A 21,070-nucleotide genomic window follows, 5' to 3' on the forward strand; every position below is an offset into this window, starting at 1 on the left:
GTATCTTGCCGTCCCAATCACGCAGAACTTTCCTTCCCACTTTATTACCGCCTTCACTTTTCTTGTATGAAAGCAGTTATTTTTCCCGGTCAGGGCAGCCAGTTTACCGGCATGGGCCGCGACCTGTACGAGCAGCAGCCTGCCGCCCGGCAGCTGATGGACCAGGCCAACGAAATTCTGGGCTTCCGCCTGACGGACGTTATGTTTACCGGCTCAGAGGAAGACCTACGCCAGACCAACGTAACCCAGCCCGCCATTTTCCTGCATTCGGTGGCCCTAGCTACGGTGCTGCCCGACTTGCGCCCTGACATGGTGGCCGGTCATTCCCTAGGCGAGTTTTCGGCCCTGGTAGCGGCCAAAGTGCTCAAGTTTGAAGATGCCTTGCAGCTGGTAGCTCAGCGCGCCCAGGCCATGCAGGCCGCTTGCCAGGAACAGCCCGGCACCATGGCCGCCATCCTCGGCCTCGATGATGACACAACCGTACGCATCTGCCAGGAAATCACCGAGGCCGGCAATGTGGTAGTGGCCGCTAATTTTAACTGCCCCGGCCAGCTGGTCGTTTCCGGCTCTCAGCGCGGCATTGAGCTGGCTTGTGAGCAGCTGAAAGCCGCCGGCGCCAAGCGGGCCTTGCCGCTGCCCGTCGGTGGCGCGTTCCACTCCCCGCTGATGCAGTCGGCTGAGGCGGCCCTAGCCCAGGCTATCGAGCGGACGCAGTTCTCGGCCGGCACCTGCGCCGTATACCAGAACGTGGACGCCGCCCCGCACCGCGACCCGGACGAAATTCGCCAGAACCTGGTACGCCAGCTCACCGCTCCGGTCCGGTGGACCCAAAGCGTGCAGCGCATGGTTGCTGACGGCGCTACGGAATTTGTGGAGTGCGGCCCGGGCAAGGTGCTGCTAGGACTGGTAAAGAAAATTGCGCCGGAAGCAGCAGGCAGCTCGGCTGCGGTGTAGCTGTTTCCAGGAGAACTACCTGTACATACTAAAAGCGGCCTCCTTTAGAGAGGCCGCTTTTAGTATGTACAGGTAGTTCTACCAGCCCTGACAGTGCTCGTAACACAAGTCTTTGTAGACTAAGCAAAGTGCGAGAATCCTAAGCTGAAGGCGAGCTTAGCGTTTTCTACTTGCCGGATTTTTTGCTTTAAACCGGCAGAGACGAATACATGGTTTTTTTCAAATACATATATCCGGAGTCCATCAGCTGGAACAGTGCTGATTGTTTCAAAAGAGATACTGTTCTTTATAGCAACTTCTATATACTCGCTTGATAAAGTGTTTCTTACTGTATCCACAATGGTGGCCGGATATATAGCTAGCTGGTCGTCCAATTCGGTTAGAACAGCTCGGTATTTCTGGTGCAGAAGAACGTAGTCATAATTGGTCAGCACATCAGTCAGCTTATCATGTTTCATGACGCGAAAGACATGGCCTTCTGTTCGCCACAACATCAGATCTGAAACAGAGCGGCTGGTCAAATTCCAAAGTTGTATCTTTTGCAAAGCAGGAAGTTAAATAGTGAGAAATCAGTGCGGCCGGATCCTTTGAAAGAGGTTTGGCGGGTATTTATCAGCTAAATCTTAATTAAAGTTATCCTTTGAACAGCTGTACTGCGAGTGTGTCGGGACAGGAAGTCAACAAGTCCGCAATGGTGTTTGCTAGTCCAGGATGCACTACCTGCGCCGCAATTTCGGCCAGCGGCACCAACGCGAAGCGGCGCTCCGGCAGGCGAGGGTGGGGCACTTGTAGTTGGGGCAAATTTACAATCAGGTTGTCGTAGAGCAGGATGTCTACGTCCAGGGTGCGGGCTCCCCAGCGCACGAGCCGCTCCCGGCCGGCCTGTTGTTCAACCTGTTGACAGGCGGCCAACAAATCAAGCGGGGCAAGCTCAGTTTTCAGCTGCACGGCCTGATTCAGAAAGGCCGGCTGCTCTTCCAGGCCCCAGGCCGCCGTTTCGTAAAGCCCCGACTGCGCCGTAACTGGTCCGGCCTGGCGTCCGAGTTCAGCAACGGCAGTGGCAAGGATAGCCTTCCGGTCTCCTAAGTTGCTGCCCAGCAGCAGGTAGGCCATACTCATCAGTGGGCGCGGAAGAACTCGATGGTCTTATCCGCAATGCCCTGTGCCAGCTCCGGTAGCTTATCCTCGTCCCAGGGGTGCTTGCCGCCGAACATGTGACCCGCGCCCGGCACAATGACTAGCTCGGCGTCGGGCTTGTAGCTTTTCAGGTCGTGGGCCATCTGTACGGGCAAGGTTTCGTCTTGGTCGCCGTGCACAATCAGCAGGGGCTGGTGGAGCTTGTCACGCACGTTGCCGGCAATGTCGAGGCGCTGCTGGTTGGCATGGTAGTCTTCCACGAGCTGGTAATACAGCGGCATCCGCTGCTTGGTACGCGCATTTTCGATGTACTGCACCCCGTCCTGCTGCCACTGCTGCATTACCGGTTCGGGCCAGCGCGGGTTCACGCTGCTGATAGGTGCCCAGCCGGCCACGGCCTTCACCCGGGCATCTTCCGCCGCCTTGAGCAGCACGATGCCGCCCCCGCGACTGTGGCCTACCAGGTAGATGCGGCTCAGATCCACTTCGGCGGCGGGCAGCACCGAGGTAGCGGGCTCGTGCAGGTAGTCGAGCAAGGTGCCCAGGTCGTTGAGTTCCAGGCTGAAGTTGTTGCGGCCAAATGCTTCCATATCTTCCAGGTCGCCGGTGCCGCCGGGCACCACGCCGTTGTGCGACAGGTTGAGCTTCACGAACACAAAGTTATGGGCGGCAAAGTAGTCGGCTAGCACGTTGAAGTGGCCCCAGTCCTTGAAGCCTTTAAAGCCGTGCACGAACACCACTACCGGCTTGGGCTGCCCAGTGGGCTGGAAGCGGGCATCGGCGGCAAACGGGCGCGCGTGGTGGAGCGAGGAAAGCAGAAACTCGACGTGGATAGGAGCGGAAGTCGGCATGGCAAGGCGGTTTGGCGGCAAGGTAGCAGTCGGCGCCCAAGTTTGCGCTACGGGCCAGCTTCCGGCAAAGTAGTGGGCAAAAACTCTTCCGCACGGCTATTGGTTAGGAAACCGCCGTGCGGCCCCGTATCATTGCAGCGCTTTGAGCTGCCACGGCGGGTTCTTGGCCGCTTTGAGTTGCTCAAGCCCTTGCATGAAAAGTACCCTGGATGTCATACAGGCCCCCATTGCGGCCGAAATGGAGGAATTTGAACGCAAATTCCGCGCTTCCATGCAAACCAATGTGCTGCTGCTCGACAAAATTATGGGCTACATTGTCAAGCGCAAGGGCAAGCAGATCCGGCCGATGTTCGTGTTCTTCACGGCCAAAATCAGCGGCGGCGACCCGCTGCCCGAAGCCACTTTCCGGGGCGCGGCCCTGATTGAGCTCCTGCACACGGCCACGTTGGTGCACGACGACGTGGTGGATGAAAGCAACTACCGCCGGGGCTTTTTTTCTATCAATGCCCTGTGGAAAAACAAGATTGCCGTGCTCGTCGGCGACTATCTATTGTCTAGAGGCATGGCCCTGGCCCTGGAAAACGACGATTTTGCTCTGCTCAAAATTGTGAACAATGCCGTGCGCGAGCTGAGCGAAGGCGAACTGCTGCAAATCGAAAAAGCCCGCCGCCTCGACATCACCGAGGACATTTACTTCGACATTATCCGTCAGAAAACGGCCTCTCTCATTGCCTCCTGCTGCGCCGTGGGTGCCGCCTCGGCCGGCTCGGATAAGGAAACGATAGAGCGGGCCCGACTTTTTGGCGAGAAAGTAGGCATGGCCTTCCAGATCAAGGACGACCTGTTCGACTTCGGTACCGATGAAATCGGCAAGCCGGTAGGTATTGATATTAAGGAGAAAAAGATGACCCTGCCGCTGATTTACGCCCTACAGCAGGCTGATTGGTTGACCAAGCGCCGCGTCATCTTCAACGTAAAGAACAATGAAGGCCGCCGCGACCGGGTGCAGGCCGTCATCGACTTCGTGAAAAAATCCGGGGGCCTCGATTACGCCATTACCGTCATGAAGCGCTACCGCGACGAGGCCCTGAGCATCCTGCACAGCTTCCCGGAATCACCTTCCCGCACTTCGCTAGAACAGCTCATCAACTATACGATTGAGCGGGAGAAGTAGGGTTGTTAATGTGAGGAATGCGCTGCTGTGCTAGCACTTTTCTGTCTTTGCGAGCGAAGTCATCCGTCCTCAGGAATGTGCTGAGCTTTCTAAATCAATAAGCCCTTTCCCGTAACAACGAGAAAGGGCTTATTAGTTAATGCCGACGGGGTGCTTGGTAAGCTCGCAATGATACGCGTTCAGCATTAGCCCAGCAGCACATTCATAATTAGCTTTTGACCTGGTAGGCTACGCTTTCGGGCTTTACTTCCGATACGTCGAATAGCACGCCGTCGAAGGTGCTTTTTACGGTGATTTCGTGGGTCATCTCGCAGCCTGGGCACTTGATTTCCTCTTTCTCAAACTGGCCGTCGTCTTCCGTGGAATTGGCCAAATGGTCGGGAGCAGGCACGCCGATCAGGTCGGTGAATACTTCGGTCTGGCAGTGGTTGCACTCGAATTTGAGTCCGACAGTGCGGCCTTGCAGTTCATCGACGGGTGCAAGGGTATTGGCTTTTTGCTGAATCCACATAAGTGAAGGGTTTGGTTTGGTTGGAGTAGGAATAGGGTAGGAGGGGGCCGAAGCCCTGCCGTAGCTTACGAGGCTGCCTCCAAAAAAGATAGACCCGGTCGCGTGGCGCGTGGCCCCCGCGCGGTTACTTTTGGCCGCTGTCTTGTGTTTGCTGGTAACTTATGGCTGAACTCACTGCTTTCTCCGCTACTGCCTCCCACCTGCCGCAGGTGCCGCGCTGGCAATCCATCCTCCGGTCCTTCGCCCTGGCCAAAGACCCGCTGCCCGTCCTGGACCAGACCCTGCGCCGCTTCGGCGACACCGTGCGGCTCTACATCGGCGGGGTGCAGCCCTCCATCCTGACCCAGGACCCGGGCCTGATCAACCACATTCTGCAGAAAAACCACCGCAACTACAGCAAGTCCAAGTTTACCCAGGGCTTCTCCCGCTACATCGGCCACGGCTTGCTCACCAACGAAGGCTCCGACTGGCTGCGGCAGCGCCGCCTGATTCAGCCGGGCTTTCACCGGCAGCGCGTGGCCGGCCTCACGCAGTTGATGCAGGAAATTATTGCCGAAACCCTAGCTCCGTTGCGCCAGCAGGCCGCGGCCAATGGGGGAGTGGTGACCGTGTCGACTCACGAGCTGATGACCAAGCTGACTTTCCGCATTATTGCCAGCTCGGTGTTCAGCACCAACTTTTCCGGCGCCGAGCTGGACCAAGTTGCCCGCCTCATCACCGAAATCCAGGCGTTTTACGTGCGCACCATCCGCCAGCCCTACCTGAATCCGTGGTTCCGGTTGCGCGGGCAGTTCCGCTACCACGACCAGCTCACCCAGGAGCTGCGCACGTTGCTGGGCCGCTACATTGCCGCCCGCCGCCGGGAAAACGAGATGCCCGAGGCCATTACCCCGCCCGACGACCTGCTGCAAATGCTGCTCGACGTGCGCTACGAGGACACCGGCCTGCCCATGACCGACGAGCAGCTCCTCGACGAGGCCCTGATTCTGCTGATTGCCGGCCACGAAACCAGCGCCAACGCCCTTACCTGGCTGCTTTATTTACTGGGTCAGCATCCGCAAGAGGCAGCGGCCATTCAGGCTGAGACGGCCACTGTGCTGGCTTCGCGTAGTGCCGGGCAGGAGTCGGCTGTTTTCACCTTCGAGGAATTGCCCCGCCTGGGCCGGGCCCTGTATGCCGTGCAGGAAGCCATGCGCCTTTACCCGCCCGCCTGGATGGTGGACCGCGTGGCCCTGGCCGACGACGAATACCAGGGCCTGCGCATCCCGAAAGGCACACTGTTTTCGCTTTATATCTACGGGCTGCACCACGCGCCCCGGCACTGGCAGCAGCCCACCGAGTTTCAGCCCTTGCGGTTTGCCCCGGGCCAAACGCCGCTGGTGCCCGGCGCTTACCTGCCTTTCGGCGGCGGCCCGCGCCTGTGCATCGGCATGCAGTTCGCCCTGACGGAAATGCAGCTCGTAACCCTGGAGCTGCTGCGGCACTTTGACGTAGAGTTGGTTGCCAAGCAGCCCACCGTTCCGACGCAGCCCCTGATTACGCTGCGCCCTAAAGGTGATTTTGAGGTGCGGCTGAAGCTTCGGTAGCAGCAAGTAGCATACCCGTACGGCTGTGGTTTTACCCCACCAGCTGGCATGGGGCGTTCCCAGTACCCTGCGCGGCGCCTGTAAGCTCCGTGGTCTTATGGAAGGCCTAGGGGGCTTCCGGCTGGTTAGAAGACCCCGGAGACGCCCTAAAGAGTCTTCACCAGTGTAAAATGAGTACTAAGGACCTCCCCAGCTCCTTTCCTCGCGTCATGGCGAATGAATCAGGGCCATCCATCCTCTGCGAAGTGCCCAATCTCCTTTAATGTGAAAAGCCCTAACGCCAGTGCAGGCGTTAGGGCTTTTCACATTAAAGGGCTCACTACAGTTTGGAGGACGAATGGCTTCGCGCTGCTCGCAAGGCCAAGACGAACATTCGCCCATTAATCACTCTACTCTTTCAGCAGCATGTCCACGGTCTTGTTGAAGTCGGCAATTTCCTCTTGGTAATACTTGCCGGTGCCGGGGCCCGAGAAGCCGGTGTGCACCTTGCGCACTTCCCCTTTCTTATCCAGGAAAATGGTGGTGGGGAAAGCCAGTACGCCCGCCAGCTGTGGTAAAGACTTGCTGGCCGAATCCTTATTAGCCACGCCAGCCACGGCCAGGTCGTAGCCCACGTTCATGCGCTGCTTCATCTTGAGCAGCTTCTGCGAAGCCAGCTTCTGGTCGGGCGTCCGCTCGTAGCCCAGGCCGATGATTTCCACGCCCCGGCTCTTGTTCTTCTCGTACCAGGGAGCCAGGAAGTTGGTTTCGTCCATGCAGTTGGGGCACCACGAGCCTAGTACCTGTAGCACCACTACCTTGCCCTTGTACTTGGGGTCGGTGGGGGAGATGCTGCCGCCTTCGTAGATGCTGGGAAACTTGAAGGCGAGCTTCTTCTGCCCGGGTTTCATGCCGGTCAGGGTGTTTGCGTCGGGCAGTTTGGCGTTGCCATCCAGCACGGCCATCCAGGTTTCGTGGCCTGATTTGCCCGAGTAGAAGTCGCCGCTGATGGAGTTGATGTTGCCGGGCTTGGCCAGCTTGCCGTCAAAGAGGAAGCCGTGGCTGCCGTCAAAAGTCGAAAGCATGACATGCTCGCCGTCGGCTTTCGTTACCACGTTGCCGGCCAGGTAGCGGTAGTCGCCGGTGGTAGTCAGGAAGGTGCCGGTGAGCTTGGTGGTATTTATGCTGTCCTGAGTGATAACGCCCACGGCGGGGTAGGTTTCCCCGTCGTCACCTTTGAATTCGGTCCGGAACGTGGCACCTTTCTTCATGTCGCCGAACACCGACGTGTTTTTGGCCGTGCCCACGAATAACTCCTGGTCTCCCCTGGTAGCCGCAAACGGTACCCGGTAAGGTTCCTTACCGTCGTACTTTACCCACGAGCCTTTCAGCTTACCCTCGCCATCGGCCCGCACGACCAGGGCCGCATCAAACACGCCCAGCCGGATAGTAGTGGAGTCGCCGGCCGTGGTGATTTCGTCGAGCTTAAGGCGCTCCTCGCCGTTGCGCAGCGTCACAGTGGGCTTTTGGCCGTTGTCGACGGTACTTACATCGAACAGAAACGGAATTTCCTGGCCCTGGGCGGTGAGCACCCCGCGCCAGGTACCGGGCGTGAGCCCGGCAGGTAAGCCGCTGGCATCAGGTTCAGGCACCCCTTGCCGCGCAGCATCCGGCTTCGAATTGGACTGGCAGGCACCCAAGGCTAGCGCGAGGCCAAAACCGGCGGCAGCAGTGCGGAAAGAAATAGGAAAGGACATAGCTTAGAGAAAAAGGTATTCGGCCCAAAACTAGCACCGGGCCAACTTGGTTTTAAAGATAGGCGGCTAAGATAAATTTTGGGTAGCGCAACGACTGCCGCCTATATTTGCGTACCTGCTCCTCGGAGCCTTACCTATTTCACTTTTTCCCTTCTGACTATGGCGTTTGACTTAGAAATGATTCAGGCCGTGTATGCCGGTATGGGCCAGCGGATTGAAGCTGCTCGCACCGCTGTTGGCCGCCCGCTCACGCTGACCGAGAAAATCCTGTACTCGCACTTGTATGGCGGTAACGTAACTCAGTCGTTCGAGCGGGGCGTTTCCTACGTCGATTTTGCCCCCGACCGTGTCGCAATGCAGGATGCCACCGCTCAGATGGCGCTGCTGCAATTCATGCAGGCCGGCAAGGCCCAGGCGGCCGTGCCTAGCACTGTGCACTGCGACCACCTCATCCAGGCCCGCGACGGTGCCAACGAGGACTTGGCCGTGGCCAACGACGAAAACCGCGAAGTGTATGACTTCCTGGCTTCGGTTTCCAATAAATACGGCATTGGCTTCTGGAAGCCCGGCGCCGGTATCATTCACCAGGTGGTGCTCGAAAACTACGCCTTCCCCGGCGGTATGATGATCGGCACCGACTCCCACACGCCTAACGCCGGCGGTTTGGGCATGGTAGCCATCGGTGTCGGTGGCGCTGATGCTGTCGACGTAATGGCCGGCATGGCCTGGGAGCTGAAATTTCCCAAGGTGATTGGCGTGAAGCTGACTGGCAAGCTCAACGGCTGGACGGCTCCCAAAGACGTAATTCTGAAAGTAGCTGGTATCCTGACCGTAAAAGGCGGCACCGGTGCTATTGTTGAATACTTCGGCGAAGGTGCCGAGAATATGTCGGCTACCGGTAAAGCCACTATCTGCAACATGGGTGCGGAAATCGGGGCTACGACTTCGGTATTCAGCTACGATGAGAAGATGGCCGAATACCTGCGCGGCACCGAGCGCGCCGAGGTAGCCGAGCTGGCCAACGGCGTGCGGCAGCACCTGCGCGCCGACGACGAGGTGTACGCTAACCCCGAGGCTTACTACGATCAGCTGATCGAAATCAACCTCTCCGAGCTGGAGCCCCACGTGAACGGTCCGTTCACGCCGGACGCCGCCTGGCCAATTTCGCAGTTCGCTGCCGCCGTGCGCGAGCATGGCTGGCCCGAGAAGCTGGAAGTAGGTCTGATCGGCTCGTGCACCAACTCGTCGTACGAGGACATCACCCGTGCCGCTTCCATTGCCGAGCAAGCCGTAACCAAAGGCCTGACCGTAAATGCTGAGTTCACCGTAACGCCCGGCTCGGAGCTGGTGCGCTACACCGTGGAGCGCGACGGTCTGCTCGACACCTTCGCCCAGATGGGCGGCGTGGTGCTGGCCAATGCCTGCGGTCCGTGCATCGGGCAGTGGGCCCGCCACACCGATGACCCCAAGCGCAAGAACTCGATTATCACCTCGTTCAACCGCAACTTCGCCAAGCGCAACGACGGCAACCCGAACACCCACGCTTTCGTGGCCTCGCCCGAAATCGTAACGGCCTTCGCCATTGCCGGTGATTTGACCTTCAACCCGCTCGTTGACACGCTGACCAGCAAAGACGGCCACCAAGTGAAGCTCGACGAGCCCCGCGGCGTGGAAATGCCACCTCAGGGTTATGCCGTAGAGGATGCCGGCTACCAGGCTCCCGCTGCCGATGGCTCGGGCGTGCAGGTACTGGTTGACCCCGCTTCCGACCGTCTGGAGCTGCTTGAGGCCTTCAAGCCTTGGGAAGGCACCGACCTGATGGGCCTGCGTCTGCTGATCAAGGCTCAGGGCAAGTGTACCACCGACCACATTTCGATGGCCGGCCCCTGGCTGAAGTATCGTGGCCACCTCGACAATATCTCGAACAACATGCTCATCGGCGCTACCAACGCCTTCAACGGTGAAGCCAACAAGGTTCGGGACTTCGTGTCGCAGGGTGATTCGTACAACACGGTTCCGCAGGTAGCCCGTAACTACAAGTCGATGGGTATCGGCACGGTAGTCGTGGGTGACGAAAACTACGGCGAAGGTTCCTCGCGCGAGCACGCCGCCATGGAGCCCCGCCACCTGGGCGTACGGGCGGTTATCGTGAAGAGCTTTGCTCGTATCCACGAAACCAACCTCAAGAAGCAGGGTATGCTGGGTCTGACCTTCGCCAACAAGGCCGATTACGACCTGATTGAGGAAGGCGACACCATTGACATCCTGGGCCTGACTTCGTTTGCGCCCGGCGTTCAGTTGCAGGCTCGCCTGCACCACGCCGACGGCGACACCGACCTGATCTATCTGAACCATACCTACAACCAGGGGCAGATTGAGTGGTTTAAAGCCGGTTCGGCCCTGAACCTGATCCGTTTGAAAGAGTCGGGTGAGGCGCAGTTGTCGCAGAAGTAGTCCTCCTGGCTTAAGTGCCTACTAAAAGGCCGCCTCAGCTACTGAGGCGGCCTTTTTTGTGCCCGCAGCTCTTGATGCAACCTTTCCCGGCCAAGCAGAATCCAAGAGGGGAGAGGAAGCATCTTCAACCACCTATATGTTCTGTATGAAACCACTTGTTTACTCAACTGGATTACTCCTGGCAGCAACGGTGCTGAATGGCTGTGCTACTAAGTGCGGCGTTGAGCCATGTACCAGCACGCCGGTAGCCGTTAAGAGTCTGGAAAGCGAGTATGGCTGCCGGGACACCAAGCGCCAACTGGACATCAACCTCAATCAGACCTACACCGTCATCCGCAATCAGGCGGACTTCGACCGGCTGGTAACCGGCGACTGCCACCCGCTGATTGATTTCAGCGCCTACGACTTGATTATCGGTAAAAAGGGCCTGTCCAGCGGCACTTCGGGCATTACCTACACCTACCAGCGCGACTGCGCCACCAACCGCCCGAGCTTGCACGTCGCCTTTGGCCGGAGCATAACCACTGAAGCTCCCAATCTGACTTACCACGCATTGGTGCCCAAGCTAGCAGCCGAAGAGCAGGTTACGGTAGAAGTAGAGGTCAGGTAAGTTGTACCAATATAACGCTCTTCTAAAAAGTCGTTTTCCTAGGCGGAAAACGACTTTTTAGTTTCCTTCCCCGGGCATAACGCTACATTTGACGGACGGTTGAGATTGGCAAGGCAGCCAACTACGTCTTCGGAATTATTACAGCGGTATGAAACCACCAGTATGGTTAGTGGCGGCGGTTAGCGTCGTAACTCTACAACCCAGCCAAGCTCAAGCTCCACCTGCTGCCCCGGATACGCTGCGTACGCTGCCCGAAGTGCAGGTAACCTACCAGGCGGAGCGCCGCACGCCCGTCACGTTTCTGGATTTGAGCGGGCCCGCGCTGGCCCGCAAAGGCGTGGGGCAGGAGCCTTCCTTTCTGCTGGCCGAAACACCTGGCATTACCGCCTACTCCGACGCCGGCAGCACCCAGGGCTACGCCTACTTTCGCCTGCGCGGCATCGACCAAACCCGCATCAATACTACGCTGAATGGGGTGCCGCTCAACGAGCCAGAAGATCAGGGCGCGTATTTCTCGAACTACCCCGACCTGCTCAATTCCATTAGCAAGGTGCAAGTGCAGCGGGGCGTGGGCACTACCCAGAACGGAACAGCCAGCTTTGGGGGCAGTATTCAGCTGTTTTCGCCCTCTTTGCGCCAGGATTCGGCTTCGGCCACGGTGGGGCTGGGCTACGGCTCGTTTAACAGCTACCGGGCCTTTGCCGAATACGCCAGCGGCCTGCGTGGCCATAAGGCGCTGTATGTGCGGGCCTCCCAACTGCATTCCGACGGCTACAAGGAACGCTCGGCCAATACGTCCCGCTCGGCCTTTCTGAGTGCTGGCTTGTTTTACGACAAAACCACCTGGAAACTCAACGTGCTGGCCGGGCACCAGCAGAATCAGCTGGCTTGGCTGGGCGTGCCCGACTCAGTATTGGCCGTCAACCGCCGGGCCAACGTCAACGGTCCGGAAAACGACCGGTTCGATCAGGCTCTGGTGCAGCTGCAGAACACCTGGCAGCCTACAGCCGGCACTGTGGTGAACACCAGCGTCTATGCCTCGTTCCTGAAGGGCAACTACGACTTCGACCTCAATAGCTTTCTGGGCCTTCCGTCCACCACCGAGCTGTATAACTACGCGTTTCAATCGGGCTTCTGGGGCGCCTACACTTCCTACGCCCGGCAGTTGGGCCGCCTGACCTGGACCAGCGGCCTGCACGCTAACACCTACCACCGGCAGCACACGGGCAGTGAGCTGGCTTTGGGGCAGCTCTACCAGAATACCGGCCGCAAGCGGGAGGCCAGCGTCTTCACCAAGCTGGAGTACGAAGTGCAGCGCTTCACCTTGTTTGCCGATATACAGGGCCGCACCGTGGCCTTCGATTATCAGGGCTCAGTGCCGCTGGGTACGCTCGATTGGCAATTCTTCAACCCGAAAGCGGGGGTAAGCTTTGCCGCTACCGACCACGCCACGCTCTACTACAGCCTGGGCCGCACCGGCCGGGAGCCCACTCGCAACGACCTGTTTGGCGGCAATGACGACCTACTGACCGATGCCGACGGCCAGCCTTTGATTACCAGTCCCAGGGCCGAATACGTGCTGGATCAGGAGCTAGGGCTGCGCTACCAGCGCCACCAGCTGGCGCTCGGCGTGAATGCCTACTACATGGATTTCAAGAACGAAATCGTGCTCAATGGTAAGTTCGGCCCCAACGGCCTGGCCCTGACCAACAACGTGCAAAGCAGCGTGCGGACCGGGCTGGAAGCTACGGCACGCTGGCAGGCAACCCGGCATTGGTCGTTGCTCAACAACTCGGCCTTCAACTACAGCCGCATCCGGGAGCAGACCGAGGAGTTTCGGCCTATCCTGACGCCGGCCCTGATTCTGAACCAGGAAGCCACCTACCAAACCGGTCCCTGGGCCTTTACCCTGACGGGCCGCTACCAGAGCCGCTCATTTATTGATTTTGCCAACTTGGCCACGATAGGGGAGTACGCCCTGCTCAACGCCCGGGTGGAGTACAGCGTGCGTCATTTCCAGCTCACGGCCTTTGCCAACAACCTGACCAACACCCGCTACTACAACAACGGCAGTGTGGAGGCCGACGGCACCCGCAAGTACTTCGTGCAGGCACCCCGCAATTACTACCTCAGCTTGCAGTATCGATTCTAGCCCGGCTTTTTCGCAGCACGCGCATGACCAAGGCCTTTGTTTTCGGTAAGTTCCTGCCTTTCCACCGCGGGCACGAGCAACTCATCCGCTTCGCGCTCCGGCACTGCGACCAGCTGACGGTGCTGGTCTGCGCCAGTGACCTGGAAACCGTACCCGGCCCGCTTCGGCAGCGTTGGATTCAGGAAACCTTGGCTGCCGAGCCCCGCGTGACGGTGCAGCTGCTAGAGTATCGGGAAAGTGAGCTGCCCAATACGTCCGAAACGTCACTGCCCGTAGCTACCGTGTGGGCCGACCTGTTTCGGCAGCTGTTGCCCGAATGCACGGTGGTGGTTACCTCGGAGCCCTATGGCGAACTGGTGGCTACCCGCATGGGCATTCGGCACGTGGCCTTCGACGTGGACCGGCAGCAGGTGCCCATATCGGCTTCCCTAATTCGGGCCGACCGGCAGCAGTACTGGGATTTTCTGCCTGTTAGCGTCAGGCCATATTATTGCCGCAAAGTAGTGGTCCTGGGGGCTGAGTCGACGGGCAAAACCACGCTGGCTATCCAACTGGCCGCTCACTTCGGGGCCTCCCTGGTTTTGGAAGCCGCCCGTGACCTTATTGCCGACTCCAATTACTTCACCCCGGACGATTTACAGCAGGTTATTGCCGAGCACACCCGCCGCATTGCCCAGGCCGAGCGAGGACCAAATGCTTTAGTCGTCATCGATACTGACGTGCATATCACCCAGTCGTACGCCCGCCTGTCCTGGGGCCGGGAGCTGCCCGTGCCTCCTGCCGTCTACGCTACCCAGCATGCCGACCTGTACCTGTATCTGGCCGCCGACGTGCCGTTTGTACAGGATGGCACCCGTCTGCCAGCTCCCGCCCAGCACCGCCTTGACCAGTCGCACCGACAAACGCTGCGTGCCCATCAAGTGCCCGTGTGGGAGCTAGGCGGGAGCTGGGAGCAGCGTTTTGCCCAGGCCGTGCGGGCGGTGGAGCACTTGTTGGCCCAGTAAAGCTGCTAGGGAAGCCCCCGCTAGGCTTTTCGTGCAACGCCTACCACCCTGCGGGCAGCCGGCAACTTCTTCAACGATAGTCCAAGCGGCTTTAAGCACCGGGCTTGGAATATATACTTTGTATTTCAAAGTTCTTTGGTGTACGTTTGAGCCGTCGAGTTTTACAACGACCGTATCCGCTTACTCTATATGCGCAACCTGCTGAATCCGAAGTGGCTCCTGCTGCTCAATACTTTGCCGCTAGTGTTGCTGGCCGCCTTATGCTACGCCGAATTTACGGTGGTACACTCCTTACTGCCGGCCCCGAGTGTGGCCCTGTGGGGATGGTTTGGGCTGGTGCTGGCAGGGCTGGGTCTAAGTACGCTGGGCTACGCGCTGGTGCAGATACAGCGCAGCCAGCCGGTGGGAGTGGCCTACTGTGTGCTGGCCCTGGCCGCCCATTCGGCCTTTATCATGTTCTATCTGAACCTGGATACCCAGATTTTGCCCAGGGACGTGCCGCGCTGGATGGTGCCCACCGACCTGCTGCTCTACGTGGGCACTTTCCTGATGCCCACGCTGGCGTACGCGGTGTTTGCGTTGGTCGTGCGCCTGACGCCCACTGACCCGCCACCGACGGTGGCCATCAATTTTCTATTGGCCTTCGTGGGGCCGTTGGCCTGGTATATTTTGCTGCTGGTGCCTTTTTCGGCTTTGCAAGGCCAGTCCTCTGCCTGGCTTTGGGAGACGGTTTTTCCGCTTATCCTGGTTTCAGGCGTCGTGGGCTTCCTGTTTTTCCTGGTCCGCGGGGTGTACATCATGGGGCTGCGGCGGGCCGAGGATGCCGAGTTTCACTTCGTCTGGAAATTGCTGGTGAGCCTGCTGCTGCCGCTCATGGGCTTGCTGGTCAACAACGGCCTTTTCTGGGGTGGGCTGAGCAGTTCCCGCAGCCACGAGGAAGGCGTTTTTGGCAATTTCAACAGCCCCTGGTTTTACATTCTGGCCGTGCTCAACGGCGTGCTGCTCTGCATGCCCGACCAGTCCGGGCGCTGGACCCGGCTGGCGGTATTTTTGGGGCGGAGCGTGCTGCTGAGCTATACATTCTATTTTTTCGTCGTTTTCCTGCCGTACCTGCCGCTGTCCATTCTGGCTATCCTGCTCATTGGGCTGGGGTTTCTGATGCTTACGCCCCTGGTTCTGCTGGTGGTGCACGTGCGGGAGCTGAGCACGGACCTGGACTACCTGCAACGCTTTTTCTCCCGAAGCTGGCTCCGCGCCTGTCTGGTTGCCGGGGCCCTGACCTTGCCGCTCATTATTACGGGCAGCTACCTGCACAACCGCTGGATGCTACACCAAGCCCTGGCGTACCGCTACACGCCCGATTACAGCCGCCGTTACGACCTCGATGCCGCGGCGCTGGCCAACACGCTGAACATCATCAAAGACCATAAAGAGCGGCCCTTCGGCTTTTCCATGGGCCGGCAAGTGCCTTACCTTTCCACGCTTTTCAATTGGCTGGTGCTGGATAATCTGACGCTGTCGGATGATAAAATTGCTTCTCTGGAGCAGCTTTTTTTGGGTACCGAGCCCGAAGCTGCGGAAGAATTTAGAAATCCTGGTTTTACGGCCCGTACTACTCGCCCGGTCCTGAGTGGCCTTACCGCCCGTACCCACTACGACGCCGCACAGCAGGCCTGGGTGAGCTGGCTCGATCTGCAAGTCAATAATACTGACTCTACCGAAACGGCCGGGGAATACGCTACCACGCTCACGCTGCCGGTGGGGTGCTTCGTGAGTGGCTATTACCTCGACATGAACGGGCGACGGGAGCCGGGCATCCTGTCCGAGAAAAAAGCCGCGGCCTGGGTGTATGCCCAGATTGTAAACGAAACCCAGGTAAAGGACCCCGGCCTGCTGGCCTACGACGACCAGGGCCGTCTCAACCTGCGCGTGTACCCGGTGGTGCGCCAGGCGGCCCGCACGACGGGCCTGCAGCTACTGCATAAGGAGCCCGTCGTGCTGACCGTGGATGGCCGCCGCATTACGCTCGGCGACTCCACGGCCCGGCCCCTGACGGCCACCGTGCTGACGCCCGACAAGACGGTAGCGTATATAAGTGCGGCCGCCAAGCAGCGCCTTCCCCTGGTGCGCCGCACGCCCTACTATCATTTTCTGCTGGACGTATCGGCTGCGGCTGGCAACCAGAAAGCTGCCTACGCCCGCCGGGTTGCGAGCCTACGGGCGCAACAAGGTGGGACCGGGCCGGCACGCTTCACACTAGTTGATGCCTATGCTACACCTGTTCGGGAATCAGCGCAGTGGCAGAATGCCGTAGCCCAACACGAAAGCCAAGGTGGGTTTTACCTGGACGGAGCCCTGCGCCAACTGTTGTTTGACACCCAGCAGCACCCCAGCAACACCTATCCAATAATCGTGGTGGTGACCGACAACCTCAACAAGGCCATCCTGGGTCCGGGCCTGGCCGAGCTGAGCAGTGCTTATCCGGAGAGTGACCAGTTTTTCGTACTGGCCGCTGATGGCAGCCTGGAGCCCCATTCCCTGCGGCAGAATATGCATGTGGTACGGGCTGCTGAGACCATGCCGGCGGGACCCCGGTTGGTGCGCGCCTGGCCTACCGCCGCCCGGCCCCAGGCCTACCTACCCGACAATGCTGCGGCCGACATTGTGCTGAACCGGGCCCGGGTGAGCGTTCCGGCGCCCGGGGCGGCCGGTAGCCGGTGGCAAACCGGCCTGCTGTTGCACGGCTACCAGCAGTGGCAGGCGTTTCACCCCGAAGCTACTAACGAGCAGCGTGTCCCGTTTCTGCGCGCCAGTTTCCGCACTGGCATCATGACCAGCTTTACGGCCTACCTGGCGCTAGAAAATGCCGCCCAGAAAGCGGCCCTGGCCCGCAAGCAAGAGCAGGTAATAAACGCCAACGCCGCCCTCGACCTCGATGAAAGTCCCGCCGACACGACCACCAACGTGCCCATCGACGAGGAAGTGTGGGTGCTGCTGGCTGCGGGCCTGCTACTGGCTTTCTGGCAGCTGCGGCGCACCATGCAGATAAGCTAGGCTGCCTACTACACCCAACAGGCCTGATTGGCTAATTCATTTCTTGCGAATGAGTAGCCAACCGGGCCCGTTGAGTTTATACGTTTCCTGCCAGGTTAGCTTGCCGTCGTAACGGCAGCACGGGTTTCCCGGGGCTTTTGCACAAGGTAGTAATACAGCAGAATCAGCAGGCCGGTCAGGAAGGGGGCAAGGGCCATGTGCTTGCCGGTCAGGCTGCCCCAAACGCGCACGGTATCGAAGCCGAAAAACTCGCTGATCATCCAGTAGGAGTTGGCCGAAATCCAGAAAACGATGGCCAGGTTGTGGGCCAGTTCGGCCTTAATGTCGCGGGTGCGCCAGGTGATCAGCACGGCAATTAAGAGAGTCGGGAAAATCATGGTAAGGCCCAGGGGCTTCCAGATCATACACCAGCCGATGTCCTTAAGCAGCCAGAACAGGATGTGCATGTTTTCCATACGGCGGTACGGTGCCGGGATGGTATAAAGCTGGTCGGAAGGCTGGCTCATGGGAAACGGAAAAAGGGGCCCGCAAAAATAGCAGACCGCGTCACAGATCAGCCACGCCAAACCCTGGTAACGTCTTCAACATCCGAAGGCTAGGAGTAGGGCAATAAAAAAGCCACCCAATTGGGTGGCTGATTCAGCAAGAATAAGCTAAGAATTAGTTGAGCCACAGCTGAGCTACGGGCTCAAACCGCTGACTGTTGAAAGCCCCGTACGGCCGCTCGGCGTAAAAACCCAGGACGTGTACTTGCAGCTTGCCCGTACGGGCATTCGGACGGTACTGCACTGGGTACACGGTGCCGGTTTCTGGCCAGTCCCCGATATGGTCGGTGGGCCGGCAACTGGCATCAATGCAGCGGGCATACTGCTGCACGGGGAGAGGAAAAGGAAGGCTGGTCTTCTTCGTTCTGCGCATATCCAAAAATACGAATATTATTTTTAAGCTAAAAATATTAGGTAGAAAAAAAGAAGGAAATTTATCCAAATAGTGTCACTGGGCTAGGATTAAAACGATATTAAAGATAAAAGTTTAAAAAGAAAATTTTGATTGTCTGGAACTATTCTGTCTGCCTTTTCTATAGAAGTGCTAATGATATTAGTTATATGGCTCTGTTTGTGCTAACGAGTGTTAGTTATGGAATGCAGCCAGCTTTTTTGGCAATGGCTGCGTTGCTCTGGACCGTGCTAAGGACTGTTTGGCTGAAGGTTATCTTCGCTAATCCAATGAATATTATTGACTTTCTATGTAGATAGTCGTTATTTTTCCGTATCCCAAAGCGTCCGCCTACGTATCGGGTAGTATCCTGCCTTTTGTATTGTCTGCTCCGTTATGAATACCACCGCACCTTGCTTGTTCTCTTCGCTGCCGGCGGCCCTGCAAAACCGCTTTGTTCAGTTTTTGCGCCAGGAGTTGGGCGGCAGTCATCATACGGCTGTTGCACCCGCCGATGAATGGATGCAAGCCGCTCTGGTCGTAGACCCTACGGTGCAAGTGCACCCTAGCCGCGGCACCTTCTGGATTCGGCGCGGCCGCCAAGCCCTGGAAAACATTGCCCGCAACTACTTGGTCGTGCCCCGGCCGGTAGCCGAGCTGCTCGACCGGCACCAGCTCTTGCGCGCCAACCCCGCCGATTACGGCCTGACCGACGAGGAATGGCTGGCCTTGGCCTTATAAAACCTGCTTCTAATGTGTGGTAATGAAAGCGGCCCGGTAAACTACCGGGCCGCTTTCGTCTTTTCAGGGATATGGATCTTAAAGGCCAGCTGTGGTGTAGCCCAGCACCGGGGCCTCACCGTCGGCATCGGTCAGTACAAAGGCCGGCGCTTCCTGAGCCACCTCGTAGCGCAGCACCACATCGGTTTCGAAGGCAATAAAGTACGCGCAGAGCATCTTCAGGGCCCGGGACTGCCAGCTGTCCGATAGAAAGCTCTCCAGGGCGGCTGTCGTTAGTTCGGGCAGGCTGATTTCCAGCGCGGGCAGGGTTTCCTGATACATTCCACCCAGCACAAACTGTCGGCCCAACTCCAGATTGCCCAGATTTAGTCCGCCGCCCCCCGCCCCAGGACTTGAGGTGAGCGTGGCTGGTGTCGCAAAGCTCAGCGGGGCCACGGTGCGCAGCACAACGGGTGTTTCCAGCACGCTCTCGAAACAGCGCCGGGTCAGTTCCAGGTCGCCGGTGATGCGGTGAGCCAAAGGCAGCAGGTAAAGCAGCGTCGTGACCTGCCGGGCTGGCAACTGGCCTTCTAGATTCCAGAAGCGGGCCAGCACCTCGTTGTACCACTGCGCCGACAAGTTGGTCATGTAGCGCCGCTCTTCCTGCTCCAGCAGCACCCGAAACCGGTAAAATTCTTGCTCTAGCGGCAAAAAGAAGCGGCGGGCTGCCTTTTCCTTGCGGCGCTGGATCTGAATTTCTTCCACCATAGGCTGCACGCCAGGGCGGGGCGTGGGGTCGGTGGGGTGATGAAACAGCTCCTGGGGCAGGGCGTCGTACAGCCCTTCCCGGTGCACGTCGACCGTAGTTTTGGGCGAACTCCAGCGGTCGGTCTGCTCTTCGGTAGTCGTACCCAGGTCGCGGCGGTAGCGGCGGGCAAACAGGCTGACCGGACGAATAATAAAATCATCGAACTCGTAGCCGTGGGCCAACAAATCGGCTAGCACTACTTCCAGCCGCAGGTCGATAGGACGGCGCCGAAGCTGGGCAAAGAGCTGATGCAGAGTCGATACCGGCTTGGTGGCTGCTGCTGCGGGCCGCACCCCGGGATAAGGCAGTTCAGGACTGGATTTTGGCATAGTATATTTTTTCTGACAACTTACACCCGATTATAGCTCGGGTTGGTATAAACAGAGCGGTTTGCGCCGGCTAGCTACCTTCTCCGAACGAGTGCCCAACCTATTACTTCTTGTCGAACTTGGGCCGGCGCGAGTCCGTAGTTTGGCAAATATTGCAGATATATGCTTACTCCCAATCCCCAGGCCCAGGCGCGTAGCAGCGTCAACACGGCCTTGTCGAATGCCCGCTCCAGCGTGCAGCGCAACCCGACCATCATCAGTACGTTTCTGTACCTGCTTACGGTTGTGGCCATCTTTGCGGTGGTCGGCCTCGGGGCCGCCTACAGTCCCTGGTCCTACAAACTTACTTTTTTCCTAGTGCAGCTAGCAGCCTTGCTGCTGGGCATTGCCCATGTAAAGGCCATGCCGCGGTGGCTGCCCTGGTACGACCCTAAAACCTCCTGGCACGGCCCGCTGCTGACGGTGCTTACCTGGCTGGCCGCCGGCCTGGGGCTGGCCCTCACGAGCTGGGTGCCCTGGTTTGCGCCCGCCACCTCGTCTTTAGCCTTCGTCACAGCCTCGATTCCGGTGGCGGTGCCCTATTTTTTTCTGGCCTCCTACGATGCCTGGCGCGAGGTCCCGGTAAAGCAGTACAAGCTCTGGTACTACAATCCCAGCAACACGGGGCCCGACCTCTCGCGCATGGACCTGAGCAACTTCATGGTGATTCACTTCTGGATGTCGCGGCGCTACGGGGAGTCCCTGTTTCACGATTTCTCGTCGAAGGCTCCCTACGAAATGCGCTTCAGCGACCTGTTTCACATCTTTCTGACCGACTATAACCTCATCAAGCCTGAACAAGCCATTCAGTATCTGGATCAGGACGGGCGCTCCTACGGCTGGATTTTCTACGCCAAGCAACCTTGGTGGAAGCCGCGCCGCTACTTTGATCCGGATTACACATTCCGGGATAATTTCATTAAACAGGGTAATATTATTGTCGCCAAGCGCATCGCGGTGCAGAGCTAAGCGGCCAGTGCAAGGGCGTGGCGCCGTGTAATATGCTGGCGCTTGC

At 58.7% G+C, this 21,070-nt stretch carries 18 protein-coding genes; 10 read left to right on the plus strand and 8 right to left on the minus strand.

The genetic code is table 11. The annotated features are described in order from the left end of the window. Positions 1-66: 66 nt before the first annotated feature. Positions 67-954, plus strand: coding sequence for an ACP S-malonyltransferase (gene fabD / locus MUN80_RS12350; RefSeq protein ID WP_244724476.1), 888 nt, complete (start codon positions 67-69; stop codon positions 952-954). Positions 955-1,073: 119 nt separating this feature from the next. Here fabD and MUN80_RS12355 read toward each other — a convergent pair whose 3' ends face one another. From MUN80_RS12355 to MUN80_RS12365, 3 genes are all read right to left on the minus strand, one after another. Next, positions 1,074-1,499, minus strand: a complete 426-nt coding sequence (locus MUN80_RS12355) for a hypothetical protein (protein ID WP_244724479.1) — start codon at positions 1,497-1,499, stop codon at positions 1,074-1,076. A gap of 88 nt (positions 1,500-1,587) precedes the next feature. Further along, a complete protein-coding gene (folK, locus tag MUN80_RS12360; RefSeq protein WP_311136291.1) occupies positions 1,588-2,067 on the minus strand; it encodes a 2-amino-4-hydroxy-6-hydroxymethyldihydropteridine diphosphokinase in 480 nt (159 codons plus the stop codon). 5 nt (positions 2,068-2,072) lie between these two features. After that, a complete protein-coding gene (locus tag MUN80_RS12365) occupies positions 2,073-2,942 on the minus strand; it encodes an alpha/beta hydrolase family protein (RefSeq protein WP_244724484.1) in 870 nt (289 codons plus the stop codon). A 193-nt stretch (positions 2,943-3,135) separates the two neighbouring features. On the opposite strand from MUN80_RS12365, the gene MUN80_RS12370 reads away from it, so the two are divergent. Beyond that, positions 3,136-4,116, plus strand: coding sequence for a polyprenyl synthetase family protein (locus MUN80_RS12370; RefSeq protein ID WP_244724487.1), 981 nt, complete (start codon positions 3,136-3,138; stop codon positions 4,114-4,116). Positions 4,117-4,324: 208 nt separating this feature from the next. Here MUN80_RS12370 and MUN80_RS12375 read toward each other — a convergent pair whose 3' ends face one another. Beyond that, a complete protein-coding gene (locus MUN80_RS12375; RefSeq protein WP_244724490.1) occupies positions 4,325-4,627 on the minus strand; it encodes a hypothetical protein in 303 nt (100 codons plus the stop codon). Positions 4,628-4,788: 161 nt separating this feature from the next. Here MUN80_RS12375 and MUN80_RS12380 point away from each other — a divergent pair, with 161 nt between their 5' ends. After that, entirely contained in the window at positions 4,789-6,213 is a 1,425-nt protein-coding gene (locus MUN80_RS12380) for a cytochrome P450 (RefSeq protein WP_244724493.1), read from the plus strand. A 389-nt stretch (positions 6,214-6,602) separates the two neighbouring features. Here the strand turns inward: MUN80_RS12380 and MUN80_RS12385 are convergent, their stop codons facing one another. Then, complete coding sequence (locus MUN80_RS12385; protein ID WP_244724508.1) at positions 6,603-7,949, minus strand: TlpA disulfide reductase family protein; 1,347 nt, start codon at positions 7,947-7,949, stop codon at positions 6,603-6,605. A 159-nt stretch (positions 7,950-8,108) separates the two neighbouring features. Here MUN80_RS12385 and MUN80_RS12390 point away from each other — a divergent pair, with 159 nt between their 5' ends. From MUN80_RS12390 to MUN80_RS12410, 5 genes are all read left to right on the plus strand, one after another. Next, positions 8,109-10,403, plus strand: coding sequence for an aconitate hydratase (locus tag MUN80_RS12390; protein WP_244724511.1), 2,295 nt, complete (start codon positions 8,109-8,111; stop codon positions 10,401-10,403). Between the two features lie 145 nt (positions 10,404-10,548). After that, positions 10,549-11,013: a hypothetical protein gene (locus MUN80_RS12395; protein WP_244724514.1), complete on the plus strand. Its 465-nt coding sequence runs from the start codon at positions 10,549-10,551 to the stop codon at positions 11,011-11,013. Between the two features lie 148 nt (positions 11,014-11,161). Beyond that, positions 11,162-13,165, plus strand: a complete 2,004-nt coding sequence (locus MUN80_RS12400) for a TonB-dependent receptor (RefSeq protein WP_244724517.1) — start codon at positions 11,162-11,164, stop codon at positions 13,163-13,165. A gap of 23 nt (positions 13,166-13,188) precedes the next feature. Then, entirely contained in the window at positions 13,189-14,169 is a 981-nt protein-coding gene (locus MUN80_RS12405; RefSeq protein WP_244724520.1) for an AAA family ATPase, read from the plus strand. A gap of 189 nt (positions 14,170-14,358) precedes the next feature. Then, positions 14,359-17,223, plus strand: coding sequence for an MSEP-CTERM sorting domain-containing protein (locus MUN80_RS12410; protein WP_244724522.1), 2,865 nt, complete (start codon positions 14,359-14,361; stop codon positions 17,221-17,223). Positions 17,224-17,318: 95 nt separating this feature from the next. Here the strand turns inward: MUN80_RS12410 and MUN80_RS12415 are convergent, their stop codons facing one another. Both MUN80_RS12415 and MUN80_RS12420 read right to left on the minus strand, forming a co-directional pair. Then, a complete protein-coding gene (locus MUN80_RS12415) occupies positions 17,319-17,729 on the minus strand; it encodes a hypothetical protein (RefSeq protein WP_244724525.1) in 411 nt (136 codons plus the stop codon). Between the two features lie 154 nt (positions 17,730-17,883). Beyond that, a complete protein-coding gene (locus tag MUN80_RS12420) occupies positions 17,884-18,141 on the minus strand; it encodes a leishmanolysin (RefSeq protein ID WP_244724538.1) in 258 nt (85 codons plus the stop codon). A gap of 414 nt (positions 18,142-18,555) precedes the next feature. Here MUN80_RS12420 and MUN80_RS12425 point away from each other — a divergent pair, with 414 nt between their 5' ends. Next, positions 18,556-18,900 carry a hypothetical protein gene (locus MUN80_RS12425; RefSeq protein ID WP_244724540.1) on the plus strand — a complete coding sequence of 115 codons (345 nt, stop codon included), beginning with the start codon at positions 18,556-18,558 and terminating at the stop codon, positions 18,898-18,900. 78 nt (positions 18,901-18,978) lie between these two features. Here the strand turns inward: MUN80_RS12425 and MUN80_RS12430 are convergent, their stop codons facing one another. Next, a complete protein-coding gene (locus MUN80_RS12430; protein WP_244724546.1) occupies positions 18,979-20,016 on the minus strand; it encodes a type VI secretion system baseplate subunit TssG in 1,038 nt (345 codons plus the stop codon). A gap of 162 nt (positions 20,017-20,178) precedes the next feature. Here MUN80_RS12430 and MUN80_RS12435 point away from each other — a divergent pair, with 162 nt between their 5' ends. After that, positions 20,179-21,024, plus strand: a complete 846-nt coding sequence (locus MUN80_RS12435; protein WP_244724549.1) for a TssN family type VI secretion system protein — start codon at positions 20,179-20,181, stop codon at positions 21,022-21,024. The last annotated feature ends 46 nt before the right edge of the window (positions 21,025-21,070 follow it).

Source organism: Hymenobacter cellulosivorans (assembly GCF_022919135.1).
GTDB classification, from domain to species: domain Bacteria; phylum Bacteroidota; class Bacteroidia; order Cytophagales; family Hymenobacteraceae; genus Hymenobacter; species Hymenobacter cellulosivorans.